Raw genomic sequence first — 21565 nt, forward strand, 5'->3', positions numbered from 1 at the left:
CCGCACCCAACGAGACGCCCAGGATCATGCCGAGGATGGTGCCGAAGATCGCCATCACCATGGACTCGACGGTGATCATGCGCCAGATCGACCGTCGCTTCACGCCCACCGCCCGCAGCAGTCCGATCTCGCGGGTCCGCTCGGTCACGGAGAGCAGGAGCGTGTTGGCGACGCCCAGGATGGCGATCACCAACGCGGCGCCCAGCATGGCCGAGATCACGCCCAGCAGCAGGTCGATGAACTGGTTCGCGAGCTGTTCGAGCTGTCCGGGCGCCTGCAGCAGCACCAGCGGGTAGTCCTGGGCCAGCGCGTCGAGCAGCTGCGTCTGGGCCGCCTCCGCATCCACGCCGTCGTCGAGCACCACCACCGACTGCGCGATGGGCACCTCGCCCAGGAGTTCGGCGCCGGTGGCGGCGTCGACCCAGAGCTCGGAGTCGCCGCTGGTGAGGTAGCGGCCCGTCACGGGCAGCGTCAGCGTCGCCTCGGCTCCCACGAGCGTGAGCTCGTCGCCCACCTCGACCCCCAGGTTGGCCAGCGTCGGGTCGATGAAGACGCCGCCGTCGAGCTGGTCGAAGTCTGGATCGTTGTTGTAGTTGAAGCCCAGGTCGGCGGTGTCGGCGTCGACCACGGCGAGCGAGCGGCTCTGACCGTCGACATTCACCGCGCCGATGCCCAGGTCCGACACGAACGCCACGCCGTCCTGATCCCGCAGGATCTCGATCGCGCCCTCGGGGATCGCTCCCTGCGGCGAGATCACGAAGAAGTCCGCGTTGTTGCCCTTGAACTGCTCCGTGACCACCGCCTTGAGCGACTCCGTGAAGGTGGCCACCAGCGCGAGCAGCATGACGCCGATCATGAGCGCCGCGGCAGTGTTGGCGCTGCGTCGGGGCTCGCGGCGGATGTTGTTCGCGGCCAGCTTTCCGTCGACGCGGAACATCCGGGTGAGCGCGGACTTGAGCCCGTACGCGAGCGGCACCAGCACCTGCGCCGCGAGCAGCGTGACGCCGATGATGAGCAGCATGGCGCCGGCTCCCACGTAGATGTAGGGGTCCTCGATGCCGGTGTAGAGACCCACCGCGATGGCGAGGACGCCCAGCAGCGCGATCGCCCCGCCCACGATGTTGCGGCGGCGCAGCGGCTTCTTCGACTCGGTCCCGGACTCGCGCAGCGCCTCCATGGGGGAGATGGTGGATGCGTGGATCGCGGGCACCAGCGCCGAGACCACGGTCACCAGGGCGCCGAGGACGTAGCCCCACAGGACCGCGTCGAGCGGCAGGGTCACGGTGCCGAAGATGTCGCCGGAGAACCTCTCGACCAGGGCTGACAGACCCAGTGCGCCCAGGTATCCCACGGTGATGCCGATGGTCGACGCGACCACGGCGATCACCACCGCCTCCAGCAGGATCATGGTGCGCAGCTGACGGCCCGTGACGCCGATCGCCCGCAGCAGTCCGAACTCGCGCGTGCGCTGAGTGACGATGATGCGGAAGGTGTTGACGATGATGTACGAGCCGACGAACAGCGCGATGAGCGCGAAGGCGATCGCGAAGATGTCCACGTACTGCAGGAGGTCGTCGAGCTGCTCCGCCTGCTCGGCGGCCTTGGCCTCGCCGGTGATGGCTCGCGTGCCCTCCGGGATCACCTCTCCGATGCGGTCGGCGACGGCCTGCTTGTTCGCGCCCTCGTCGACGATCACGCTCAGCTGCTGATAGCCCTCCTGCCCGGCGAGCTCCGTCGCGGCGGCGTCCGTCATGAAGCCCAGCGTGGCGCCCTGCAGGGAGTTCGACTCGCCGAAGCGGACGAGGCCCACGAGCTCGAACTGCGCGACGCCGGTCTCCGTGGCCACGGAGACCGTGTCCCCGATCGCGTATCCCAGGCGCGGCGCCGCGTCGAGGTCGAGCACGATCTGGTCGTCGGCCGTGGGGGCCTCGCCCTCGATCAGCGTTGCACGGTCGAGCCGCGGGTCGCCCGCCCAGTTGAACAGCTGGCTGGGCGGCCCGCCGGCGCCCATGAGGTCGCCGCTGGGCTCGAAGTCGGCGGCCAGGACGGAGCCCGCCACCTGGATCCCGCCCTGTGCGATCGCGACTCCCTCGATGGCGCTCACCGCCTCGAGGTCGGACGCGGTGAACACGGCGTCGGATGCGGCGAACGGGTCCCCGTCCTCCTGGACCGTGTTCGGATCGACCTCCACGATGACGTCGGTGCCCGCGTAGATCTCCTCGAACAGCTTGGTGAAGCCGCTCGACAGCGCGTTGGTCAGGGTGAAGGTGGCGGCCGCGAGCGCGACGCCCAGCGCCACCGCGATCGCGGTGAGGAGCAGCCTCTTCGGGTTGTGCTTGACGGACTTGACTGCGAGGCGGAACATCAGTGCCCCATCTGCTTCATGCGATCGAGCACGCGCTCCGCGGTGGGCTCGCGCATCTCGTCGACGATCCGGCCGTCCTCGAGGAAGAGGATGCGGTCCGAGTACGAGGCCGCGGTCGGGTCGTGCGTCACCATCACGATGGTCTGTCCGAACTCCTTGACCGCGCGCCGCATGAAGCCCAGCAGCTCCGCGCCGGAGCGGGAGTCCAGGTTGCCCGACGGCTCATCGGCGAAGATCAGCTCGGGGCGCGCCACGAGCGCGCGTGCGACGGCGACGCGCTGCTGCTGGCCTCCGGACAGCTCCGCCGGGAGGTGCGTGAGCCGGTCGCCCAGGCCCAGGATCGAGATGATCTCCTCGAACCACCCGTCCTCCGGCTCGCGGCCGGAGATGTCCAAGGGGAGCGTGATGTTCTCGCTGGCCGTCAGGGACGGGATGAGGTTGAACGCCTGGAAGACGAAGCCGATCTTGTCGCGGCGTACCTGCGTGATCTTGTCCTCGGACAGCCCCGTGATGCTGGTCTCGCCGATCCACGACTCCCCGGCCGTGAGCCGGTCCAGCCCCGCGAGCGTGTGCAGCAGGGTCGACTTGCCCGAGCCGGAGGGGCCCATGATGGCGGTGAACTCGGACGCGGCGATGTCGACGTCGATGCCGTCCAGGGCCCGCACGGCCATCTCGCCGGAGCCGTAGTCCTTGGTGCCGGCGCGCATCGATGCGGCGAGCGTGACAGTGGTGGTGGTCATCGTGGTGCCCTCCTGGGTGGGAACGTATCGGCCCCAGTCTCGCGGCGGGACCCGCCCCGGCGAATCGGCCGCGAGGACGGTTTCTGCGGATCCGCCTCAGGGATGACCCCCTGGGCGACTACGGGCGCGGCACCACGATCCCGGAGTCGTAGGCCTCGACCACCGCCTGGACGCGATCCCGCACGCCCAGCTTGGTGAGGATGTGGCTCACATGGGTCTTCACGGTGGTGCTCGACACGAACAGCTGCGCCGCGATCTCCTGGTTCGACATCCCGCGCGCCATCAACTGGAGGACCTCGACCTCGCGGTCGGACAGGTCTCCCACGGCCTCCGAGGAGGGCTCGTGGGGCTCCGGGTCCGCGGGCGCCGAGCGGGCGAACTGCTCGATCACACGGCGCGTGACCTCGGGCGCGAGCAGGGCCTCGCCTCCCGCCACCACGCGCACCGCGGCCACGAGCGCGTCGCCCTCGACGCTCTTGAGCAGGAAGCCGGACGCGCCCGCGCGGAGCGCCTCGTAGACGTACTCGTCGTCGTCGAAGGTGGTGAGGATCACGACGCGCGCGGTCGGGTGTGCGGCCAGCACCTCGCGCGTCGCGGCGAGTCCGTCCATGCCCGGCATGCGCACGTCCATGAGCACCACGTCAGGAGAGTGGTGGGCGACGATGCGCACCGCGTCGAGTCCCGAGGTCGCCTCCGCGACCACCTCGATGTCGTCCTCGGATTCCAGGATCATCCTGAGGCCCACCCGCACCATCGCCTGATCGTCGATCAGCGCCACCCGGATCATCGTCCCGTCTCCTTCACGCTCGTGCGGCGGGCCACCACCTGGTCGTCACGGGACGGCAGCACCGCGCGCACGCGGAACCCGCCGCCCGTGCGGGGGCCGTACTCGAGTTCGCCGCCCAGGGCCTGCACCCGCTCGCCCATCCCTCGCAGGCCGTTGCCGCCGCTGTTCCGTGCCGCATCCGAGATGACGCCGCGGCCGTCGTCCTCGACCACGATCGTGACCTGATGAGGCTGGCGATCGACGCGGACGGTCGCGCGCGCCCCGGGGCCGGCGTGCTTCATGGCGTTGGTGAGCGCCTCCTGCACCACCCGGTACGCGCTCAGCTCGACGCCGGCCGGGACGTGGGCGCTGCCCACGATGCTGAGGTCGATGGGCAGGCCCGCGTCCTCCACCTGCTGCGCGAGCGCGGGGATCGCGGCGAGCGCCGGCATCGGGGCCAAGGACGCATCGCCGGCCACCGCCGAGAGGTCGCGCTCCGCCGCCGCGGTGGCATCCTTCTCGGTGGCCCGCAGCACCCCGATCATCCGCTGCATCTCCGTGAGGCCCTTGCGTCCCGACTCGGAGATGGTCGCCAGGGCCTCGAGCACGCGCTCGTCCGAGTCGCGCGCCATCCGGCGGGCGCCCTCGGCCTGCAGCGTCATCACGGTGATCTCGTGCGCCACCACGTCGTGCAGCTCGCGGGCGATCCGCGCACGCTCGGCGCGCACGGCATCGGAGGCGATCACCCGCTGGGCCTGCTCGCGGCGCTCGTGCGCGAGCTCCAGCTCCGTCATCCGCTGCCGTCGCCGGAAGTCGACGAACCCCACCATCATGGGGACCACCACCGCGAGCGTGATCACCACCAGGGAGGTCCACGAGACGCGATCGGTGGTGACCACGCCCACGGTGGTCCACCCCACCATCACCACCAGCACCGCCGCGCCGTGGGTGAGCGCGCCCCGGCGCGGCGTGTACGCGGCCAGGCCGTACAGCGCGAGGAACACGGCGAAGGTCGCGGGGCTGTCGGGGAAGCCCAGGCCCACGTATGCCACCCACGCCACCAGCGAGGCCCACATGACCGTTCGCGGATACAGCTGCCTCCACGCGAGCGGCGCTACCTGTGCGACCAGCAGCGCGACCCAGACTCCCGTGACGGCCGGTGCGGTGTCCGGGGCGTCGAGCACGGCCAGCAGCGCCAGCAGCAGCAGCGCCGCCGTGATCGCGATGTCCCCCCACCGGGGAGCCTTGAGGTCCACGTGGCCAGGGTAGGGCGCCCGCCCCGCCCCGGCATCGTCCACGCGGACGATGCGCCTATCCGCGGAAGCGGTAGCCCACGCCGCGCACCGTCTCGATCGCGTCTGCGCCCAGCCGGGTGCGCAGGTACCGGATGTAGACATCGAGCACGTTCTCGCGCGCGGCGGAGCCCCACACGGCGTCGAGCGCCTCGGCCCGCGTCACCACCCCGTCAGCGCGTTCCATCAGCAGTTGGGCGAGCTGGAGCTCGCGGGGGCTGAGCGGGATGGGCTCGCCGTCGCAGGTGAGCTCGCGCGCCGCCGGGTCGAACGTGCATCGGCCCACGGTGAGCGTGGAGTCGACCGGCGCGTCCTCGGGCCGGCGCGCCCGCAGCCGGATGCGCGCCAGCAGCTCGTCGAAGGAGAAGGGCTTTGCCATGTAGTCGTCCGCGCCACGCTCGAGACCGCGGACGGTGTCCTCGGCGGACGTCCGCGCGGTGAGGATGATGACCGGCACGTCGGAGCCCGCGGCACGCAGGCGGCGCAGCACGGTGAAGCCCTCCTGGTCCGGCAGCCCGATGTCGAGGATCACCAGGTCGTGGTCGCCCTCGAGCGCCGCGGCCAGGCCCTCGCGGCCCGTGCGGGCGTGCGTGGTGGTGATGCCCGCGGTGCGCAGCCCGTCCCTCAGCGACGCCACCAGGCGCTCCTCGTCCTCGATCAGCAGCACCCGCATCGTCACCCCTCTCGCCACGGCACGCGCAGGGCGAACGTCGAGCCGTGCCCGGGCAGCGAGGCGATCTCGAGGGTGCCGCCGTGCGCGTGTGCGATCGCGGTGACGATCGGCAGGCCCAGGCCGGCTCCCTCCGCGTCGTGGTCGAGCCGGACGAACCGGTCGCCGATCCGCGCCAGGTCGTCGGACGAGATCCCGCGACCCTCGTCGGTCACCCACAGCAGCAGGTCCGGGCCCTCGCGCGCGGAGCCGATCGACACGGCGGTGTGCGGCTCGGAGAACTTCACGGCGTTCGCGGCGAGCTGCAGCCAGGCCTGGGTGAGGCGCTGGGCGTCGACCGTCGCCGAGCCCGGCGCGCGCGCCTCGACGGACCACTCGCGATCCCCCAGCGCGCTCATCCGCGCGGCGGCGGCGTCCGTGAGCTCGGCGATGTCGGTGGCGGCGAGGCGCAGGAACTCCGGCCGGTCCGCCTTGGCGAGGGTCACCAGGTCCTCCACCAGGCGGGACATGTCCGCGGAAACGTCCAGGAGCTCATCGCGCGTGGCCTCCACCTGCTCCGGGTCGCGGGGCTCGATCAGCTCCAGCCGCGTGCGGATGACGGTCAACGGGGTGCGCAGCTCGTGCGAGGCGTCGTCGAGCAGCCGGCGCTCATCGGCGAAAGCGCCCTCGAGCCGGTCGAGCATCGCGTTGACCGTCTGCGACAGCCGCGCCAGGTCGTCGTCGCCCACGATGGGGACACGGCCCGTGAGGTCGCTGTCGGTGATGCGGCGAGCCGTGCGGTCGAGGAGCCGGATCGGTTCGAGCAGCCTGCCCACGGTGAAGAAGCCGAACGCGCCGATCGCGACCAGCGCGAGCAGGGCCACCAGCGCGTAGAGGGCGAACGTCTCGCGCAGTTCGTGGATGCGGCGTCCCTCGTCGACGGCGAGCACGAACGATGCGATGCGCACGTCGTCCGCGTCGAGCAGGGGGATCGCCGTGTACGCGTAGTCGGCCGTCGAGGTCGAAAGGCGTCGGACGGCGATGTCGGTGGACGTCTCCGCCCACACCGCGTCGATGAACTCCTGATCGTCCTCGAGCAGCAGCCGCGACTCCGTGGCCGGCACGTAGCGGGCCCGGCCGTCGATGATCGCTACGGCTCCCTCGCTCGCCGCCCCCACATAGCGGCCCATCGTGTCCCGCATCAGCTGGTCGATGGGCACCGAGCCCTCGCCCGTGATGTAGCGGAGGTAGTCGTCGGTCCGGGAGCGGAGCTCATCGGTGATCGCATGCTGGACGGAATCACGTTCGATGAGGAAGGCGCTGGTGCCGGCGACGGCGAGGGCCACCCCGGTGAGGACCAGGATGTAGCCCAGCACTCGGGCGCGCACGGACATCCCGTGCGCGCCCGAGGCTGTCAACCGTGAAGTCATCGTCACTCTCCGACGTCACGGTATCGGGTTCAGTCGTCGTCGCTCTCCGACTCGTGCTCGCTGTCGGACTTCTCGTGATCGTCGTCGGACTTCTCGTGATCGGACTCGTCGTCCGACTCGTCGTCGTAGGCGTCGTCGTCGCCTCCACCGGGCGCCACGCCCAGTTGGGTGTCCGACGGAGGCAGCGCCACGCGGCTGTCGGTGGACGGCGGGCTCGCCTGGTGGTCCGAGTCGTCCTTGCGGTCGTCGGAGTCGTCGTCCAGATCGTCGACGCCCGGGCTGTGAGGCACCTCGAGCAGCTCGTGGTCGGGCGTGGCCGACGGCTCGGGGGAGGAGGTCGAGTCATCGGAGAGCTTGACCGCGGTGCCCACGGTCGGGTCGGGGTCGGACCCCGCACGGGAGATGGCCGTCGCTCCCACGCCCACACCCACGAGGATGGCGGCGGCGGCGGCGACGGTGGCGGCGTATCGGATCGCTGAGGTGTTCATGTCCTCAGCATGGCCGCCGCAGTCTGAGAGTCCTCTCAGACGCCGCTCGCGCGCTCCCGGACGGTGACGGGCGCATCGTCCCGTCAGTTGTCGTCGTGCCGCGTCCAGCGGAAGGTGCGCACCGCGAGGAAGAGGCCCACCACCACCCAGATGCCGAGGTTGATCGCGATGAGGCCGTGGTCCCAGGAACCGCTCGCCTCGGCCATGGCGAACTCCTCGGGCAGGAACACGGAGCGCATGCCCTGCGCGAGCCACCGCAGCGGGAAGAACGAGGCGAAGATCTGCAGGAACGTCGGGATCTGGGTGAACACCAGGAACACGCCGGACGTGAACTGGAGCACCAGGACGATGGGAGTGACGATCGCCGAGCCGGCCTTGGCATTGCGCAGCAGCGAGGACATGGCGATGCCCAGCGTGGTGGAGGCCGCCGTGCCCAGCAGGAAGACCCACGTGAACGTCCACCAGCGTCCGACGTCGGTGGGGAGCGTCACGTCGTAGAGCGCGACGCCCAGCGCGATCAGGATGGCGATCTGGATGATCGACACGAACAGCACCTGGGCGATCTTGGCGGCGAAGAACGACGTCGCCGGCAGCGGCGTCGCGTGGATGCGCTTGAGGACGTCCTCGTCGCGGTCGATCGCGATCGACATCGCGAGCGACTGGAAACCGGTGTTGATGATGCCGGTCGCGATCATGCCCGGCATGAAGTACTGCGCGAAGGTGACGCTCGTGGGCTCCAGCACCGCCCCGCCGAACACCGAGCCGAACAGCAGCAGGAAGAGCATGGGGAACGCGAAGATGAAGATCATCTGCTCCCGGCTACGGATGAACTCCTTGACCTCGACCGCGAGCCGGTTGGTGGTCATGGACACCCAGCTGGGCGCCGTTGCCGTCGTGGTGGTCATGCTCCCGCCTCCCGATCCGTTGCCGGCGCGCTCGCGGCCGCCGCGGCGTCCGCCGCATCCCCGCTGAGCTGCAGGTAGACGTCCTCGAGCGAGGGGTGGACCACCTCGAGCCGGCTGATCTCACCGGTGGTGCGGGCGAGCAGGTCCCGGAGGAACGCCGTGGGGGTGGGTGTCTCCACCAGGTGCCGTTCACCGTCCTCGACCCAGCTGATCCGCGCATCGGTCGCCTGCGCCCGCAGCCCCGCCGGGGTATCGAGGGCGACCAGCCGGCCGGCGGCGATGATGCCGATGCGGTCGGCCAGGTAGTCGGCCTCGTCCAGGTAGTGGGTGGTGAGCACGATGGTGGTGCCGTCGCCCCGCAGGCCCTCGATGAGGCGCCAGAACTGACGGCGAGCCTCGGGGTCGAACCCCGTGGTGGGCTCGTCGAGGAACACCAGCTCGGGGCTGCCGATGACGGCCAAGGCCACGTCGAGCCGGCGGCGCTGACCGCCCGAGAGCGTCTGCGGCTTGGCGCTCGCCTTCTCGGTGAGCCCCACGGCCGCGAGGGTCTCGTCGACGTCGCGCGGGTGGGGGTAGTAGCGCGACGCGTGGAGCAGCGACTCGCGCGCCGTGAGGGCCGATCGAGCGCTCGTGGTCTGGAGCATGACGCCCACATTGGCGCGCCAGCCCTTGGGGGAGTGGTGCGGGTCCACCCCGAGCACGCTGACCTCGCCGGCGGTGCGCTTGCGGAAGCCCTCGAGGATCTCGACGGTGGTGGACTTGCCGGCGCCATTGGGGCCCAGCAAGGCGAACACCTCGCCGCGATGGATCTCAAGATCGAGGCCGTCCACGGCGCGCACGTCGCCGTAGTGCTTCTCCAGCCCCGCGATGGTGATGGCGGATGCACTCATGGAGTCGAGCCTAGCCACCCTCGCGCGCCGGTGCCCGTGCGGGCACAGGTGAGAGGCGCATCGTCCCCGTGGACGGTGCGAGCCTCGATGGCGAGGCGGCGCCTACTCGGCGAGCAGTCGCTGGATGCGGCCCACGCCCTCGACAAGGTCCTCGTCACCCAGCGCGTAGCTGAGGCGCAGGTAGCCGCTGGGCCCGAACGCCTCGCCGGGCACCACGGCCACCTCGACCTCGTCGAGGATCACCGCGGCCAGGTCCGCGCTGCTGGCGATCTGGCGCCCGCGCACGGTGCGGCCCATGAGCCCCTCGACCGAGGGGTACGCGTAGAACGCGCCCGTGGGCGTCGGGCACACCACGCCGTCGATCTCGCGCAGCATCGCGACCATGGTGCGGCGGCGGCGGTCGAAGGCGGTGCGCATCGCGTGCACCTCGTCGAGCCCGCCCTCGAGCGCGGCGATCGCGGCACGCTGCGAGACGTTCGCGACGTTGCTGGTGAGGTGGCTCTGGAAGTTCGCGGCGGCCTTGGTGACGTCCGCGGGCGAGATCATCCAGCCCACGCGCCAGCCCGTCATGGCGTAGGTCTTCGCGACCCCGTTGAGGACGATGCACTGGTCCGCGAGCTCGGGCACGGCCCGCACGATCGGGGTGAAGACGGCGTCGTCGTAGACCAGGTGCTCGTAGATCTCGTCCGTGATGACCCAGATGCCGTGCTCGAGCGCCCACTCGCCGATGGCGGTGGTCTGTTCGGGCGTGTAGACCGCGCCCGTGGGGTTCGACGGGCTGCAGAACAGCAGGGCCTTGGTGTGCTCGGTGCGCGCGGCCTCGAGCTGCTCGACCGTGACCAGGTAGCCCTGGTCGGCGCCGGCGAAGACCTCGACGGTGGTGCCGCCGGCCAGCGCGATCGCCTCGGGATACGTGGTCCAGTAGGGGGCGGGGAGCAGCACCTCGTCGCCCGGGTCCACGATCGCGGCGAAGGCCTGGAACACGGCCTGCTTGCCGCCGTTGGTCACCACCACCTGTGCCGGGTCGACCTCGTAGCCGCTGTCGCGCAGCGTCTTGGTCGCGATCGCCTTCTTCAGCTCCGGCAGTCCGGCGGCGGGCGTGTAGCGGTGGTTGCGCGGATCGCGGGCCGCCGCGATGGCCGCCTCGACCACGAAGTCGGGCGTGGGGAAGTCCGGCTCGCCCGCGCCGAACCCGATGACGGGACGGCCGGCGGCCTTGAGGGCCTTCGCCTTGGAGTCGACGGCGAGGGTGGCGGAGGGCGCGATGGCGCCGAGGCGGGCAGAGACGCGGCGTGCGGGCTTCATGCGGCCATTGTTCCATCGTTGGCCGCACCCCCGCGTCCGACGTCACGCGTCGACTCCCACTGGTCGATGTTGCAGATTCGTTCGTATGTGACAGATGGGACCGTCACATCTGTCACCTACGCATGAGCGAGCCCCATCGACCAGTGGGAGTCCGGCGTTGGCTCGGGGCGGAGCGCGGCGCCCCGGTGTCCACAGGGACGATGCGCCGGTCGCCCGTCCCCGGATCGCCGCCTCGCCCTGCGCCGTGAGCTTGGACAGCCGAATCGTCGGTGCATGGGACTTGTTCAGACCGTCGGGGAGCTCGGCGGGGTCGCACGTCGACGTCAGTTGCTGGCGCGCGGCTGGCGCGATGTCGACCTGCTCGCCGCCGTCCGATCCGGATTGCTCGTCCGTCCCTGGCGTGGCTGCTATGCGCTTCCCGGCGCCGCGCCCGAGGCCGTGCGCGCGCGCGTGCTCTCGGCCCAGCTCACGTGTGCCAGCGCTGCACGCCACCTCGGGTTGCCGGTGCTCGCCGAGGACTCGAGGACCCATCTTGCGCTGCCGTCCACGCGGGGTCTCGACCCGAAGGATGCGCGACGAGGCGACGACGTCGTGCTGCATCGCGTGCCCGCCGGCCCCGGCACGCGAGCAGGGCCGGGCGACGCTCTCTGCGTCGACCCCGCCGTCGCGATCGATCACTTGGCCCACTGCGTTCGCCCGGTCGCGCAGCTCGCCGCGCTGGACGCCGCGCTCAATCGCGGCCTGTTCGGGAGGGAGCGGATCTGGTCCATGACCGCGACCGGTCGGCGCCGGCGCGCGTGGCTGGCAACACATGCGGATCCCCGCGCGCAGTCACCCGGTGAGACGGTGGCTCGCCTGGAGTTGGTCCGGAACGGATTCGCGGTCGAGTCCCAGGCCCGCGTCGCAGGCGTGGGCGCGGTGGATCTGCTCGTCGAAGGCAGAGTGGTTGTCGAGATCGACGGCTTCGCATATCACTCGGACCGTGTCGCCTTCGCAGAGGACAAGAGGCGAGATCGCGCACTGATGCTGGGTGGCGTGCCCTTCCTCCGCTACCCGTACCTCGCGGTCATCGCCGCGCCCGCGGCCATCGCGCGTGACGTGGCAGCCCTGCTGGCCCGAAGTGAACGGGCCGGCTAGCGCCTCGGACAACCACTGGTCGATGTTGCAGATTCGTTCGCGTGTGACAGATGGGACCGTCACATTCTCCCCGCGAGCGCACATCCGTCACATCGACCAGTGGGAGTCAGGCAACAGGCACCCGGGTTCGCGCTTCGTCCGGTTGTGGCGTAGCATGTCACGTCGGCGATCCGTCAGACGTCATGATGAACCGCGCCCTGGCGCGGGATGGTGTCTGGAGGAGGTCACAGGGGCCCAACCCCCTGAAGGGCAGTGGCGCAATTGGTAGCGCATCGGTCTCCAAAACCGACGGTTGGGGGTTCGAGTCCCTCCTGCCCTGCGTAGCGCGGGAGTTCCCGCGTCCGCCATCTACAGAGAAGGACTTATCGGTGAGCGAATCTGCCGTGACGGATTCCGGAGAGAAGGACCCGCGGCACGAGTCGCGCGAGGGTCTGAACATCTTCGGACGCATCGCGCTGTTCGTGCGCCAGGTCATCTCCGAGCTGCGGCGAGTGGTCACTCCGACCCGTGAGGAGCTGATCCGGTACATCTGGATCGTGATCGCGTTCGTCGCCGTGATGATGGCGCTCGTGTTCGTCCTGGACCTGGGCTTCGGCTGGGTCGCGACCAAGGTTTTCGGCGGCTGACGCCGCCACTAGGGGAGAAGAATTGATGAGCGACGAGAAGATCGACGAGACCGTGGCGCCCGTGGACGAGGCGACCTTCGCCGACGCGCCCGTGGACGCGGTGATCGAGTCCGACGACGACACCGTCCCCGCCGATGAGCCCGCGGGCGAGGAGCCCGAGGCGGCCGCCGTCGACACCGTCGAGCCCGCCGTCGAGGAGGCCGAGGAGCCCGCCGACCCGGTTGCCGAGTTCAAGGCGCACCTGCGCACCCTCGACGGCGACTGGTACGTGGTGCACAGCTACTCCGGCCACGAGAAGCGCGTGAAGCAGGCGATCGAGCACCGCACCGAGAGCCTCCACATGGAGGATTTCATCTTCCAGGTCGAGGTCCCGATGGAGGAGGTAGCCGAGATCAAGGGAGGCCAGCGCAAGCTCGTCACCCGCGTCCGGATGCCCGGCTACGTGCTCGTCCGCATGTACCTGACCGACGAGTCGTGGGGCGCGGTGCGCAACACGCCCGGCGTCACCGGCTTCGTGGGGCACGCCCACAACCCGGTTCCGCTCACCCCCGACGAGGTCTACTCGATGCTCGCGCCCAAGGAGGTCACGGCCGCCGCCGCGGCCGAGGACGGCTCGTCGCAGCAGACGCCCGCGACCGTGGACTTCGAGGTCGGCGAGTCGATCACCGTCATCGACGGCCCGTTCGCGACCCTCCCGGGCACGATCTCCGAGATCAGTGTGGAGAGCCAGAAGCTCCACGTGCTCGTTTCCATCTTCGGCCGGGAGACCCCGGTCGAGCTGTCGTTCAACCAGGTCACCAAGATCTAGTCGCGACGGCGCACACCGCGGCCGCCAAGCCGCACAGGCAAGAAAGACAAGGACCCGACATGGCACCCCCGAAGAAGAAGAAGGTCACTGGGCTGATCAAGCTCCAGATCCAGGCCGGCGCCGCGAACCCTGCTCCTCCCGTTGGACCCGCACTGGGCCAGCACGGTGTGAACATCATGGAGTTCTGCAAGGCGTACAACGCTGCGACCGAGTCGCAGCGCGGCAACGTCGTCCCCGTTGAGATCACCGTCTACGAGGACCGTTCGTTCACGTTCATCCTCAAGACCCCGCCCGCCGCGGAGCTCATCAAGAAGGCTGCCGGCGTCGCCAAGGGCTCCGGCACCCCGCACACCACGAAGGTCGGCTCGCTGACCAACGCTCAGGTGCGCGAGATCGCCGAGGCGAAGATGTCCGACCTCAACGCGAACGACATCGACGCCGCGGCGAAGATCATCGCCGGAACCGCCCGCTCCATGGGCATCACGGTCAACTAGGACCACCACCCCAGTGGGAGTGCCGCGCGCGGCACGCCACCACGACTGCAAAGGAACACCGCAGATGACTAAGCGCTCCAAGGCCTACCGCGACGCAGCACAGCTCGTCGACCGCAGCCAGCTCTACACGCCGCTCGAGGCCGTCCGCCTCGCGCAGAAGACCGCCTCCAAGAACACCGACTCGACCATCGACGTCGTGTTCAAGCTGGGCGTCGACCCTCGTCACGCTGACCAGATGGTCCGCTCCACCGTCATCCTGCCTCACGGCACCGGCAAGACCGCCCGGGTCCTGGTCTTCGCCAACGGTGACAAGGCGGAGGCAGCCCGCGAGGCGGGTGCCGACATCGTCGGCGGCGACGAGCTCATCGCCGAGGTGGCGGAAGGCCGCACGGACTTCGACGCCGTGGTCGCCACGCCTGACCTCATGGGCAAGGTGGGCCGTCTGGGCCGCGTGCTCGGCCCCCGCGGCCTCATGCCCAACCCGAAGACCGGCACCGTGACGATGGACGTCGCCAAGGCCGTGTCCGACATCAAGGGCGGCAAGATCGAGTTCCGCGTCGACAAGCACGCCAACCTGCACACCGTGCTGGGCAAGGCGTCCTTCGGCGACGAGAAGCTGCTCGAGAACTTCCAGACGGTCATCGACGAGGTGCTGCGCGCCAAGCCGTCCGCCTCGAAGGGCCGCTACATCGTCAAGGCCGCGATCTCCGCGACGCAGGGGCCGGGCATCCCGGTCGACGCGCTCGCGAAGCGCGACGCCTAGGCGGTCGGCTCCAGGTCTCACGCTCACCGCACGGCGATCCCGGGCGGTGAGCGGGGAACAGTGACGCCCGCGTCGCCAACCTCGCGCCGCGCGTCACCCGGCCCGGTCCCCCTCGGGGGGCCGGGCCCTCTCTCCTTCCCCGGGGACGATGCGCGACCTCGGAGGGCGCGCATCGTCCCCGCGGAGAGGGCGATTTGCGGACGATGCGATGCTCGCGTAGGATCGATCCGCCCAAGACCGCCGGTCGTCGGGCCCGGGTTCCCCGGGTGCGAACGAAGTCCCGCTCACGCGGGGTCCAGCGCAGGTGAAGCTGACAGCGCACGATGCGCGAACGTCTGGGCGGCCCACGGGTCGCCCCTTTTTCGTTCCGCTCGAGCGACAACGGCCCCGCCTGCGCGGGGCCTTTCTCGTGTCCGGGGCGGGTGCGGCGGTCATCCGAAGGAAGGACAACTATGGCGACGCCAGACAAGGTGACCGCGGTCCAGGAGATTGCGGATCACTTCCGCAACTCGACTGCCGTGCTGATCACCGAGTACCGCGGCCTCTCCGTTCCGCAGCTCGCGAAGCTGCGCGGTGAGCTCCGTGGCGCCGCGACCTACAGGGTCGCGAAGAACACTCTGACGGCGCTCGCGGCCAAGGACGCCGGTGTGGAGGGTCTCGACGACCTTCTCGTCGGCCCCACGGCCATCGCATTCGTCACCGGTGACCCGGTGGAGGCTGCGAAGGGTCTGAAGGCTTTTGCCAAGGAGAACGACAAGCTCGTCATCAAGGGCGGCGTTCTCGACGGCAAGCTGATCTCGGCTGACGAGGTCAACAAGCTGGCGGACCTCGAGTCCCGCGAGGTTCTACTTGCCAAGGCAGCCGGCGTCATGAAGGCGTCGCTCTTTGGTGCTGCATACCTGTTCCAGGCACCGCTTGCTCAGGCAGCGCGCGCCGTCGACGCCCTGCGCGCGAAGCAGGAAGACGCGGCCTAACGGTCGCACCACACCCCATTCATCTGCTTCACGCAGGCACTAAAGAAGGAAGTCATCATGGCTAAGCTCTCCACCGAGGAGCTCATCGAGCAGTTCAAGCAGCTCTCGCTCATCGAGCTGTCCGAGTTCGTCAAGGCGTTCGAGGAGACCTTCGAGGTCTCCGCCGCCGCTCCGGTCGCCGTCGCCGCCGCCGCCCCCGCGGGCGAGGCCGCCGAGGAGGTCGAGGAGAAGGACTCGTTCGACGTCATCCTCGCCGCCGTGGGCGACAAGAAGATCCAGGTCATCAAGGAGGTCCGCGCGCTGACCTCCCTCGGCCTGGGCGAGGCCAAGGCCGTCGTCGACGAGGCCCCCAAGGCCGTCCTCGAGGGCGTCAAGAAGGACGAGGCCGAGAAGGCCAAGGCTCAGCTCGAGGCCGCCGGCGCCACCGTCGAGCTCAAGTAGTTCGAGTAGCACTGCGTTCACACCGCATTCGGCTCGAGGGCCGGGGTCCCCGTACGGGGACCCCGGCCCTTTGCGTTGCCCACGCAGTGCTCGACACCGAGGTCAGACTCGCCCGGCAGGCCCGCCTCGTTCTTGGGCGGAACTTCGATGACTCTGGATGAATTCCACCACTCAACGCGGGCGCTCTGTGCGGGTATACCGTTGACGTAGGGCGTGTGCCGCGACGCTCCTCGTTCGCCTCGGTCCGGATGCACACTGCGTCGCGGAACGGCCTGCGAGAGGCGACCTACTAGCAGGCGCCCCACGTCCTCGTGAACTCGGTGGCCAGCGCCACAGAGTCATCTGCATCTGCCTACAGGCGTGGGATGCGGAGAGGCGAAGGAGGATGTCGTGGCATTCGAGGTGACGGCCCGCTCATCGGTGCGAACCTGGGCCAGAGCGACCGGCGGGCTGTACGTGCTGTACATGGCGGCGTCGGTGTTGGCAGACGCGCTGGCGCACATCGGAATGGGTGATGAAGAACAGGTCTACCTTGCGATCACCACGAATCCATCGTCGTTCCGGCTCGGCCTGCTGGTCGCGTTCGCGTCAGGGCTCCTCTTCCTTCTCACGGCCTGGGGTCTCTACGTCCTGCTTCGGAGGCTGAACGGTGAGCTGTCGCTCCTGTTCCTGCTTCTCAATGCCGTCGGGGTCGCCGTCCAATGCGCGAGCCTGCTCGCGTTGGTCGCGGCCCTGCACGCCGCGGATCCCGCGGCGGGCGGACTGAACGGCTTCACTGACGCGCAGGCGGCAGCGTTGAGTCACCTCGCGATCGGCGTATACAAGACCGGCTTCGTCGCCGCACAACTGTTCTTCGGCGCGTGGCTGTTCCCGCTGGGCTACCTGGTCTACAGGTCCGGGATGCTTCCTCGAGTGCTCGGGGTGCTCCTGATAGCGGACGGGTGCGCGGAGATGATCTGGCTGGTCCAGGCGATCGTCCTGCCCACTCACCCTGAGATCAGGGTCCCTGGGACATTCGTGAGCCTGCTCGCCGAGGTGGGACTCGCCCTGTGGCTGCTGATTCGAGCCGTGAGGATCGTCGACTCCGGCCCCGACGCGCCTCAGGTCGTAGCGCCGTCTACACAGGACGGGTAGAGGACCGACGTGCGTCGATCCCACGACCGCGCGCCGAAGGCCCGCCCGCCGGGCCGGTGGGCGGCCGTCGCGATCCTCACCTTGGCCGGAGCGACTGCCTTCTGGCTGGCCAACTTCGCGATCTCCCTGACGCCGATCGCCGCTGAGTACCGCGCCGGTCTGTCGATCGCGTACCTGCCCATGCTGCTCGAGGCGCTCGTCGGCGGCCTGATTCTCGGATGCGGCATGAGCGTCGTGCTGATCCGCTTCCCCTCCAGGGTGGCGGGCAGGGATCCGTTCACTAAGGCCATGGTGCTGAGCGCCGTTGTGCTGGTCATCGTGACGGTGGCCGTCGAGACGCCAGCCAAGCTGTCCGGCGGCGTCTCCGAACCTTTGCGTTACCTGGTCATCGGCACCGCGTTCAATGCGATCCGGATTGGCGCCATGGGCGTCGCCGTCGGCTCACTCGCGAGACGAAGAACCACCCGCGCAGCGTCGGCGGAACCTAGGCCTATCTAGGCCTCGCGCGCCATCGATGTCGCGGAGACGGGCTCGATCGACGTCGTGCTCGCCTCGGCGGGCGCCGCCTCCCGTCGAACGGGGCCGGATCCTCACGGATCCGGCCCCGTTCCGCGTCCCCTGGAGACGATGCGACGGTCGGGTGAACCCGGGCGCTTCGCCTCCTGCGCGCCGGGCGATACCGGGGCGCACTCGATTGGACAACCCGCCCGTTCGCGGGTAGTCTCGCAACTTGCGCTGTCTATTGCCCTGCCCTCATATGCCTACCTGGCGTGCGTCCGCTTGTAGCGGTTTCGCCCCAGGATTCGGTGGAGCCGCGGCTAGGCATCGTGGTGACTCACGATCATAAAGGGAAGGGACCACCCTTGGCTGCCTCGCGCACCGACTCCGCTATCTCCAACCGCTCCGCATCGCGCCGCATCTCCTTCGCTCAGATCTCCGAGCCGATTGAGGTCCCGAACCTCATCGGCCTTCAGACGGAGAGCTTCGACTGGCTTCTGGGAAACCAGGCTTGGCAGGCGCGCGTCAAGGACGCGAAGACGGAGGGACGCAGCGACGTCCCGCAGATAGCAGGGCTTCAGGAGATCTTCGAGGAGATCTCGCCCATCGAGGACTTCGGGCAGACCATGTCGCTGTCCTTCTCCGACCCGTACTTCGAGGAGCCGCGCTACACGCCGGAGGAGTGCAAGGAGAAGGACTTCACCTACGCCGCGCAGCTCTTCGTGACGGCCGAGTTCATGAACAACACCACCGGCGAGATCAAGTCGCAGACGGTGTTCATGGGTGACTTCCCGCTCATGACGGACCGCGGCACGTTCATCGTCAACGGCACCGAGCGCGTGGTCGTGTCGCAGCTGGTCCGCTCGCCGGGCGTGTACTTCGAGCGCACCCCCGACAAGACGTCCGACAAGGACATCTTCACCGCGAAGGTGATCCCCTCGCGCGGTGCCTGGCTCGAGTTCGAGATCGACAAGCGCGACGCCGTCGGCGTCCGCGTCGACCGCAAGCGCAAGCAGCCCGTCACGCTCTTCCTCAAGGCGCTCGGGATGTCCGACGACCAGATCGCCGAGGAGTTCGCCCAGTTCCCCGCCGTCCTCGAGACGCTGGCGAAGGACACGGTGCACGGTCACGAGGAGGCGCTGGTCGACCTCTACCGCAAGCTGCGCCCGGGCGAGCCGCCCACGGTCGAGGCGGGCCAGAACCTGCTCGACAACTTCTACTTCAACCACAAGCGCTACGACCTCGCCAAGGTGGGCCGCTTCAAGCTCAACAAGAAGCTCGGCCTGGGCAAGGAGCTCGGCGACTCGGTGCTGGGTGTCGACGACATCGTCGCCGCCATCAAGTACATCGCCGCCGCGCACGCCGGCATCTCGACGATCGACGGTGCCACCGGTGACGTTCGCGTCGAGACCGACGACATCGACCACTTCGGCAACCGTCGCATCCGCGCGGTGGGCGAGCTGATCCAGAACCAGATCCGCACCGGGCTGTCGCGCATGGAGCGCGTGGTCCGCGAGCGGATGACCACTCAGGACGTCGAGGCGATCACGCCGCAGACGCTGATCAACACGCGTCCGGTGGTCGCGGCGATCCGCGAGTTCTTCGGAACGTCGCAGCTGTCGCAGTTCATGGACCAGAACAACCCGCTGGCCGGGCTCACCCACAAGCGCCGCCTCTCGGCGCTGGGCCCCGGTGGCCTCTCCCGCGACCGCGCGGGCATGGAGGTCCGCGACGTCCACACCTCGCACTACGGCCGCATGTGCCCGATCGAGACCCCTGAGGGTCCCAACATCGGCCTCATCGGCTCGCTGGCGTCGTTCGGCCGCATCAACCCGCTGGGCTTCGTCGAGACCCCGTACCGCAAGGTCGTCAAGGGTGTCGTGTCGGACAAGGTCGACTACCTGACCGCAGACGACGAGGACCAGTACGTGATCGCCCAGGCGAACGCCCCGCTGGACGAGAAGGGTCGCTTCGTCGAGGAGCGCGTGCTCGTGCGCGCCAAGGGCGGAGAGGTCGAGTTCGTCGCCCGCGAGGCGGTCGACTACATGGACGTCTCGCCCCGCCAGATGGTGTCGGTCGCGACGGCTCTGATCCCGTTCCTCGAGCACGACGACGCGAACCGTGCCCTCATGGGCGCCAACATGCAGCGCCAGGCGGTCCCGCTGGTGCGCTCCGAGGCGCCCCTCGTGGGCACCGGCATGGAGCGACGTGCGGCGATCGACGCCGGTGACGTGGTCATCGCGTCGAAGGAGGGCGTGGTGACGGAGGTCAGCTCCGACCTGGTGACGGTCGCGAACGATGACGGCACCACGGGCTCGTACCGCATCGCCAAGTTCCAGCGCTCGAACCAGGGCACGTCGTACAACCAGCGCGTCGTGGTGGACGAGGGCGACCGCGTGGTCGTCGGCTCGGTCATCGCCGACGGCCCGGCCACGGACCAGGGCGACCTCGCCCTGGGCCGCAACCTGCTGGTCGCCTTCATGTGCTGGGAGGGTCACAACTACGAGGACGCGATCATCCTGTCGCAGCGTCTCGTGCAGGACGACGTCCTGTCCTCGATCCACATCGAGGAGCACGAGGTCGACGCCCGCGACACGAAGCTCGGCCCCGAGGAGATCACCCGCGACATCCCGAACGCGTCGGAAGAGGCGCTGGCCGACCTCGACGAGCGGGGCATCGTCCGCATCGGCGCCGAGGTTCGCGCCGGCGACATCCTGGTCGGCAAGGTCACGCCCAAGGGCGAAACCGAGCTCACCCCGGAGGAGCGCCTGCTGCGCGCGATCTTCGGCGAGAAGGCGCGCGAGGTGCGCGACACCTCGCTCAAGGTCCCGCACGGCGAGTCCGGCACGGTTATCGGCGTCCGCGTCTTCACGGAGGAGGACGGCGACGACCTCCCCGCGGGCGTGAACCAGCTGGTGCGTGTCTACATCGCTCAGCGCCGCAAGATCCAGGAGGGCGACAAGCTCGCCGGCCGCCACGGCAACAAGGGCGTCATCTCGACCATCCTGCCCGTCGAGGACATGCCGTTCCTCGCGGACGGCACGCCGGTCGACGTCATCCTCAACCCCCTGGGCGTGCCCGGCCGCATGAACGTGGGCCAGGTGCTCGAGACCCACACGGGCTGGATCGCCAAGCAGGGCTGGGACGCCACCGGCGCCAAGGGCCCGTGGATGGACCACTTGCCGGAGAACGCCGTGAAGTCGGAGCCCGGCACGCCGGTCGCGACGCCGGTGTTCGACGGCCTGCGCGAGGACGTCCTGGGCGGGCTGCGATCGGTCGTGAACCCGAACCGCGACGGCGTGCGTCTCGTGGACAGCGAGGGCAAGGCGGAACTGTTCGACGGGCGTACCGGCGAGCCGTTCCCCGAGCCGGTCGCGGTGGGCTACAAGTACATCCTCAAGCTCCACCACCTGGTCGACGACAAGATCCACGCGCGCTCGACCGGCCCGTACTCGATGATCACGCAGCAGCCGCTGGGCGGTAAGGCCCAGTTCGGCGGACAGCGCTTCGGCGAGATGGAGGTGTGGGCCCTCGAGGCGTACGGCGCCGCCTACGCGCTTCAGGAGCTGCTGACCATCAAGTCGGACGATGTGGTGGGCCGTGTGAAGGTCTACGAGGCGATCGTGAAGGGGCAGAACATCCCGGAGCCGGGCCTGCCCGAGTCCTTCCGAGTCCTGATGAAGGAGATGCAGTCGCTCTGCCTCAACGTGGAGGTCCTCAACCACGAGGGCCACGTCATCGAGATGCGCGAGACCGACGACGACGCCTATCAGGCCGCCGAGTCGCTAGGCATCTCCCTGTCCAGCCGCCCCGATGCCTCCAGCGTCGACGAGATCTGACGAGCCTCGAGCTCACTCCAT

At 69.3% G+C, this 21565-nt stretch carries 20 protein-coding genes and 1 tRNA gene; 11 read left to right on the forward strand and 10 right to left on the reverse strand.

All coding sequences use genetic code 11. From position 1 onward, the window contains the following. From Q0L54_RS02615 to Q0L54_RS02660, 10 genes are all read right to left on the reverse strand, one after another. Positions 1 to 2365, reverse strand: a 2365-nt coding sequence (locus Q0L54_RS02615; RefSeq protein WP_296665286.1) for an ABC transporter permease, incomplete at its 3' end; no start/stop codon positions are given. Further along, the gene (locus tag Q0L54_RS02620; protein WP_296665288.1) at positions 2365 to 3105 is read right to left on the reverse strand and encodes an ABC transporter ATP-binding protein; all 741 of its coding nucleotides are present in this window, start codon (positions 3103 to 3105) and stop codon (positions 2365 to 2367) included. The genes Q0L54_RS02620 and Q0L54_RS02615, both read right to left, overlap by 1 nt. Before the next feature lie 118 nt (positions 3106 to 3223). Next, complete coding sequence (locus Q0L54_RS02625) at positions 3224 to 3892, reverse strand: response regulator transcription factor (protein ID WP_296665290.1); 669 nt, start codon at positions 3890 to 3892, stop codon at positions 3224 to 3226. Beyond that, positions 3889 to 5127 (reverse strand): sensor histidine kinase, encoded by a 1239-nt coding sequence (locus Q0L54_RS02630; RefSeq protein ID WP_296665292.1) that lies wholly within the window; start codon positions 5125 to 5127, stop codon positions 3889 to 3891. Before Q0L54_RS02630 ends, Q0L54_RS02625 begins: the two co-directional genes overlap by 4 nt. Positions 5128 to 5182: 55 nt before the next feature. Next, positions 5183 to 5836, reverse strand: a complete 654-nt coding sequence (locus Q0L54_RS02635; RefSeq protein WP_296665293.1) for a response regulator transcription factor — start codon at positions 5834 to 5836, stop codon at positions 5183 to 5185. Between the two features lie 2 nt (positions 5837 to 5838). Further along, positions 5839 to 7242, reverse strand: a complete 1404-nt coding sequence (locus Q0L54_RS02640; protein WP_296665295.1) for a HAMP domain-containing sensor histidine kinase — start codon at positions 7240 to 7242, stop codon at positions 5839 to 5841. Between the two features lie 29 nt (positions 7243 to 7271). Next, positions 7272 to 7730 carry a hypothetical protein gene (locus tag Q0L54_RS02645; protein WP_296665297.1) on the reverse strand — a complete coding sequence of 153 codons (459 nt, stop codon included), beginning with the start codon at positions 7728 to 7730 and terminating at the stop codon, positions 7272 to 7274. A gap of 83 nt (positions 7731 to 7813) precedes the next feature. Next, positions 7814 to 8635 (reverse strand): ABC transporter permease, encoded by an 822-nt coding sequence (locus tag Q0L54_RS02650; protein ID WP_296665299.1) that lies wholly within the window; start codon positions 8633 to 8635, stop codon positions 7814 to 7816. Continuing rightward, a complete protein-coding gene (locus tag Q0L54_RS02655; protein ID WP_296665301.1) occupies positions 8632 to 9525 on the reverse strand; it encodes an ABC transporter ATP-binding protein in 894 nt (297 codons plus the stop codon). The genes Q0L54_RS02650 and Q0L54_RS02655 overlap by 4 nt, the downstream gene beginning before the upstream one ends. Before the next feature lie 102 nt (positions 9526 to 9627). Further along, positions 9628 to 10830: a pyridoxal phosphate-dependent aminotransferase gene (locus Q0L54_RS02660; protein ID WP_296665303.1), complete on the reverse strand. Its 1203-nt coding sequence runs from the start codon at positions 10828 to 10830 to the stop codon at positions 9628 to 9630. Positions 10831 to 11103: 273 nt separating this feature from the next. Here Q0L54_RS02660 and Q0L54_RS02665 point away from each other — a divergent pair, with 273 nt between their 5' ends. The 11 genes from Q0L54_RS02665 to rpoB all read left to right on the forward strand — a co-directional run bounded on the left by Q0L54_RS02665 (position 11104) and on the right by rpoB (position 21544). Beyond that, positions 11104 to 11967 (forward strand): hypothetical protein, encoded by an 864-nt coding sequence (locus Q0L54_RS02665; RefSeq protein WP_296665306.1) that lies wholly within the window; start codon positions 11104 to 11106, stop codon positions 11965 to 11967. A 246-nt stretch (positions 11968 to 12213) separates the two neighbouring features. Beyond that, a tRNA-Trp gene (locus tag Q0L54_RS02670) sits at positions 12214 to 12286 on the forward strand. Between the two features lie 49 nt (positions 12287 to 12335). After that, on the forward strand, positions 12336 to 12593 hold the full coding sequence (gene secE, locus Q0L54_RS02675; protein ID WP_296665308.1) for a preprotein translocase subunit SecE: 258 nt from the start codon (positions 12336 to 12338) through the stop codon (positions 12591 to 12593). 25 nt (positions 12594 to 12618) lie between these two features. Next, the gene (nusG, locus tag Q0L54_RS02680; RefSeq protein WP_296665311.1) at positions 12619 to 13401 is read left to right on the forward strand and encodes a transcription termination/antitermination protein NusG; all 783 of its coding nucleotides are present in this window, start codon (positions 12619 to 12621) and stop codon (positions 13399 to 13401) included. A gap of 59 nt (positions 13402 to 13460) precedes the next feature. Next, positions 13461 to 13895, forward strand: a complete 435-nt coding sequence (rplK, locus tag Q0L54_RS02685) for a 50S ribosomal protein L11 (protein ID WP_296665312.1) — start codon at positions 13461 to 13463, stop codon at positions 13893 to 13895. A gap of 64 nt (positions 13896 to 13959) precedes the next feature. Further along, on the forward strand, positions 13960 to 14658 hold the full coding sequence (gene rplA, locus Q0L54_RS02690; protein ID WP_296665314.1) for a 50S ribosomal protein L1: 699 nt from the start codon (positions 13960 to 13962) through the stop codon (positions 14656 to 14658). A gap of 452 nt (positions 14659 to 15110) precedes the next feature. After that, positions 15111 to 15632 (forward strand): 50S ribosomal protein L10, encoded by a 522-nt coding sequence (rplJ, locus tag Q0L54_RS02695; protein ID WP_296665316.1) that lies wholly within the window; start codon positions 15111 to 15113, stop codon positions 15630 to 15632. 57 nt (positions 15633 to 15689) lie between these two features. Then, positions 15690 to 16073: a 50S ribosomal protein L7/L12 gene (gene rplL / locus Q0L54_RS02700; protein WP_296665318.1), complete on the forward strand. Its 384-nt coding sequence runs from the start codon at positions 15690 to 15692 to the stop codon at positions 16071 to 16073. Positions 16074 to 16463: 390 nt separating this feature from the next. Next, a complete protein-coding gene (locus Q0L54_RS02705) occupies positions 16464 to 17207 on the forward strand; it encodes a DUF4386 domain-containing protein (protein ID WP_296665319.1) in 744 nt (247 codons plus the stop codon). Positions 17208 to 17216: 9 nt separating this feature from the next. Continuing rightward, positions 17217 to 17705 carry a hypothetical protein gene (locus Q0L54_RS02710; RefSeq protein ID WP_296665322.1) on the forward strand — a complete coding sequence of 163 codons (489 nt, stop codon included), beginning with the start codon at positions 17217 to 17219 and terminating at the stop codon, positions 17703 to 17705. 365 nt (positions 17706 to 18070) lie between these two features. After that, positions 18071 to 21544 (forward strand): DNA-directed RNA polymerase subunit beta, encoded by a 3474-nt coding sequence (gene rpoB, locus Q0L54_RS02715; protein ID WP_296665324.1) that lies wholly within the window; start codon positions 18071 to 18073, stop codon positions 21542 to 21544. Positions 21545 to 21565 lie beyond the last annotated feature (21 nt).

Source organism: Demequina sp. (genome assembly GCF_024642165.1).
Taxonomy (GTDB): Bacteria; Actinomycetota; Actinomycetes; order Actinomycetales; family Demequinaceae; genus Demequina.

Excerpts from the sequence above, each read along its gene's own strand:
- Q0L54_RS02620 (WP_296665288.1), bottom strand. The coding sequence starts at position 3,105 with ATGACCACCACCACTGTCACGCTCGCCGCATCGATGCGCGCCGGCACC.
- Q0L54_RS02625 (WP_296665290.1), bottom strand. The coding sequence starts at position 3,892 with ATGATCCGGGTGGCGCTGATCGACGATCAGGCGATGGTGCGGGTGGGC.
- Q0L54_RS02635 (WP_296665293.1), bottom strand. The coding sequence starts at position 5,836 with ATGCGGGTGCTGCTGATCGAGGACGAGGAGCGCCTGGTGGCGTCGCTG.
- Q0L54_RS02640 (WP_296665295.1), bottom strand. The coding sequence starts at position 7,242 with ATGACTTCACGGTTGACAGCCTCGGGCGCGCACGGGATGTCCGTGCGC.
- Q0L54_RS02645 (WP_296665297.1), bottom strand. The coding sequence starts at position 7,730 with ATGAACACCTCAGCGATCCGATACGCCGCCACCGTCGCCGCCGCCGCC.
- Q0L54_RS02650 (WP_296665299.1), bottom strand. The coding sequence starts at position 8,635 with ATGACCACCACGACGGCAACGGCGCCCAGCTGGGTGTCCATGACCACC.
- Q0L54_RS02655 (WP_296665301.1), bottom strand. The coding sequence starts at position 9,525 with ATGAGTGCATCCGCCATCACCATCGCGGGGCTGGAGAAGCACTACGGC.
- Q0L54_RS02660 (WP_296665303.1), bottom strand. The coding sequence starts at position 10,830 with ATGAAGCCCGCACGCCGCGTCTCTGCCCGCCTCGGCGCCATCGCGCCC.
- Q0L54_RS02665 (WP_296665306.1), top strand. The coding sequence starts at position 11,104 with ATGGGACTTGTTCAGACCGTCGGGGAGCTCGGCGGGGTCGCACGTCGA.
- nusG (WP_296665311.1), top strand. The coding sequence starts at position 12,619 with ATGAGCGACGAGAAGATCGACGAGACCGTGGCGCCCGTGGACGAGGCG.
- rplK (WP_296665312.1), top strand. The coding sequence starts at position 13,461 with ATGGCACCCCCGAAGAAGAAGAAGGTCACTGGGCTGATCAAGCTCCAG.
- rplA (WP_296665314.1), top strand. The coding sequence starts at position 13,960 with ATGACTAAGCGCTCCAAGGCCTACCGCGACGCAGCACAGCTCGTCGAC.
- rplJ (WP_296665316.1), top strand. The coding sequence starts at position 15,111 with ATGGCGACGCCAGACAAGGTGACCGCGGTCCAGGAGATTGCGGATCAC.
- rplL (WP_296665318.1), top strand. The coding sequence starts at position 15,690 with ATGGCTAAGCTCTCCACCGAGGAGCTCATCGAGCAGTTCAAGCAGCTC.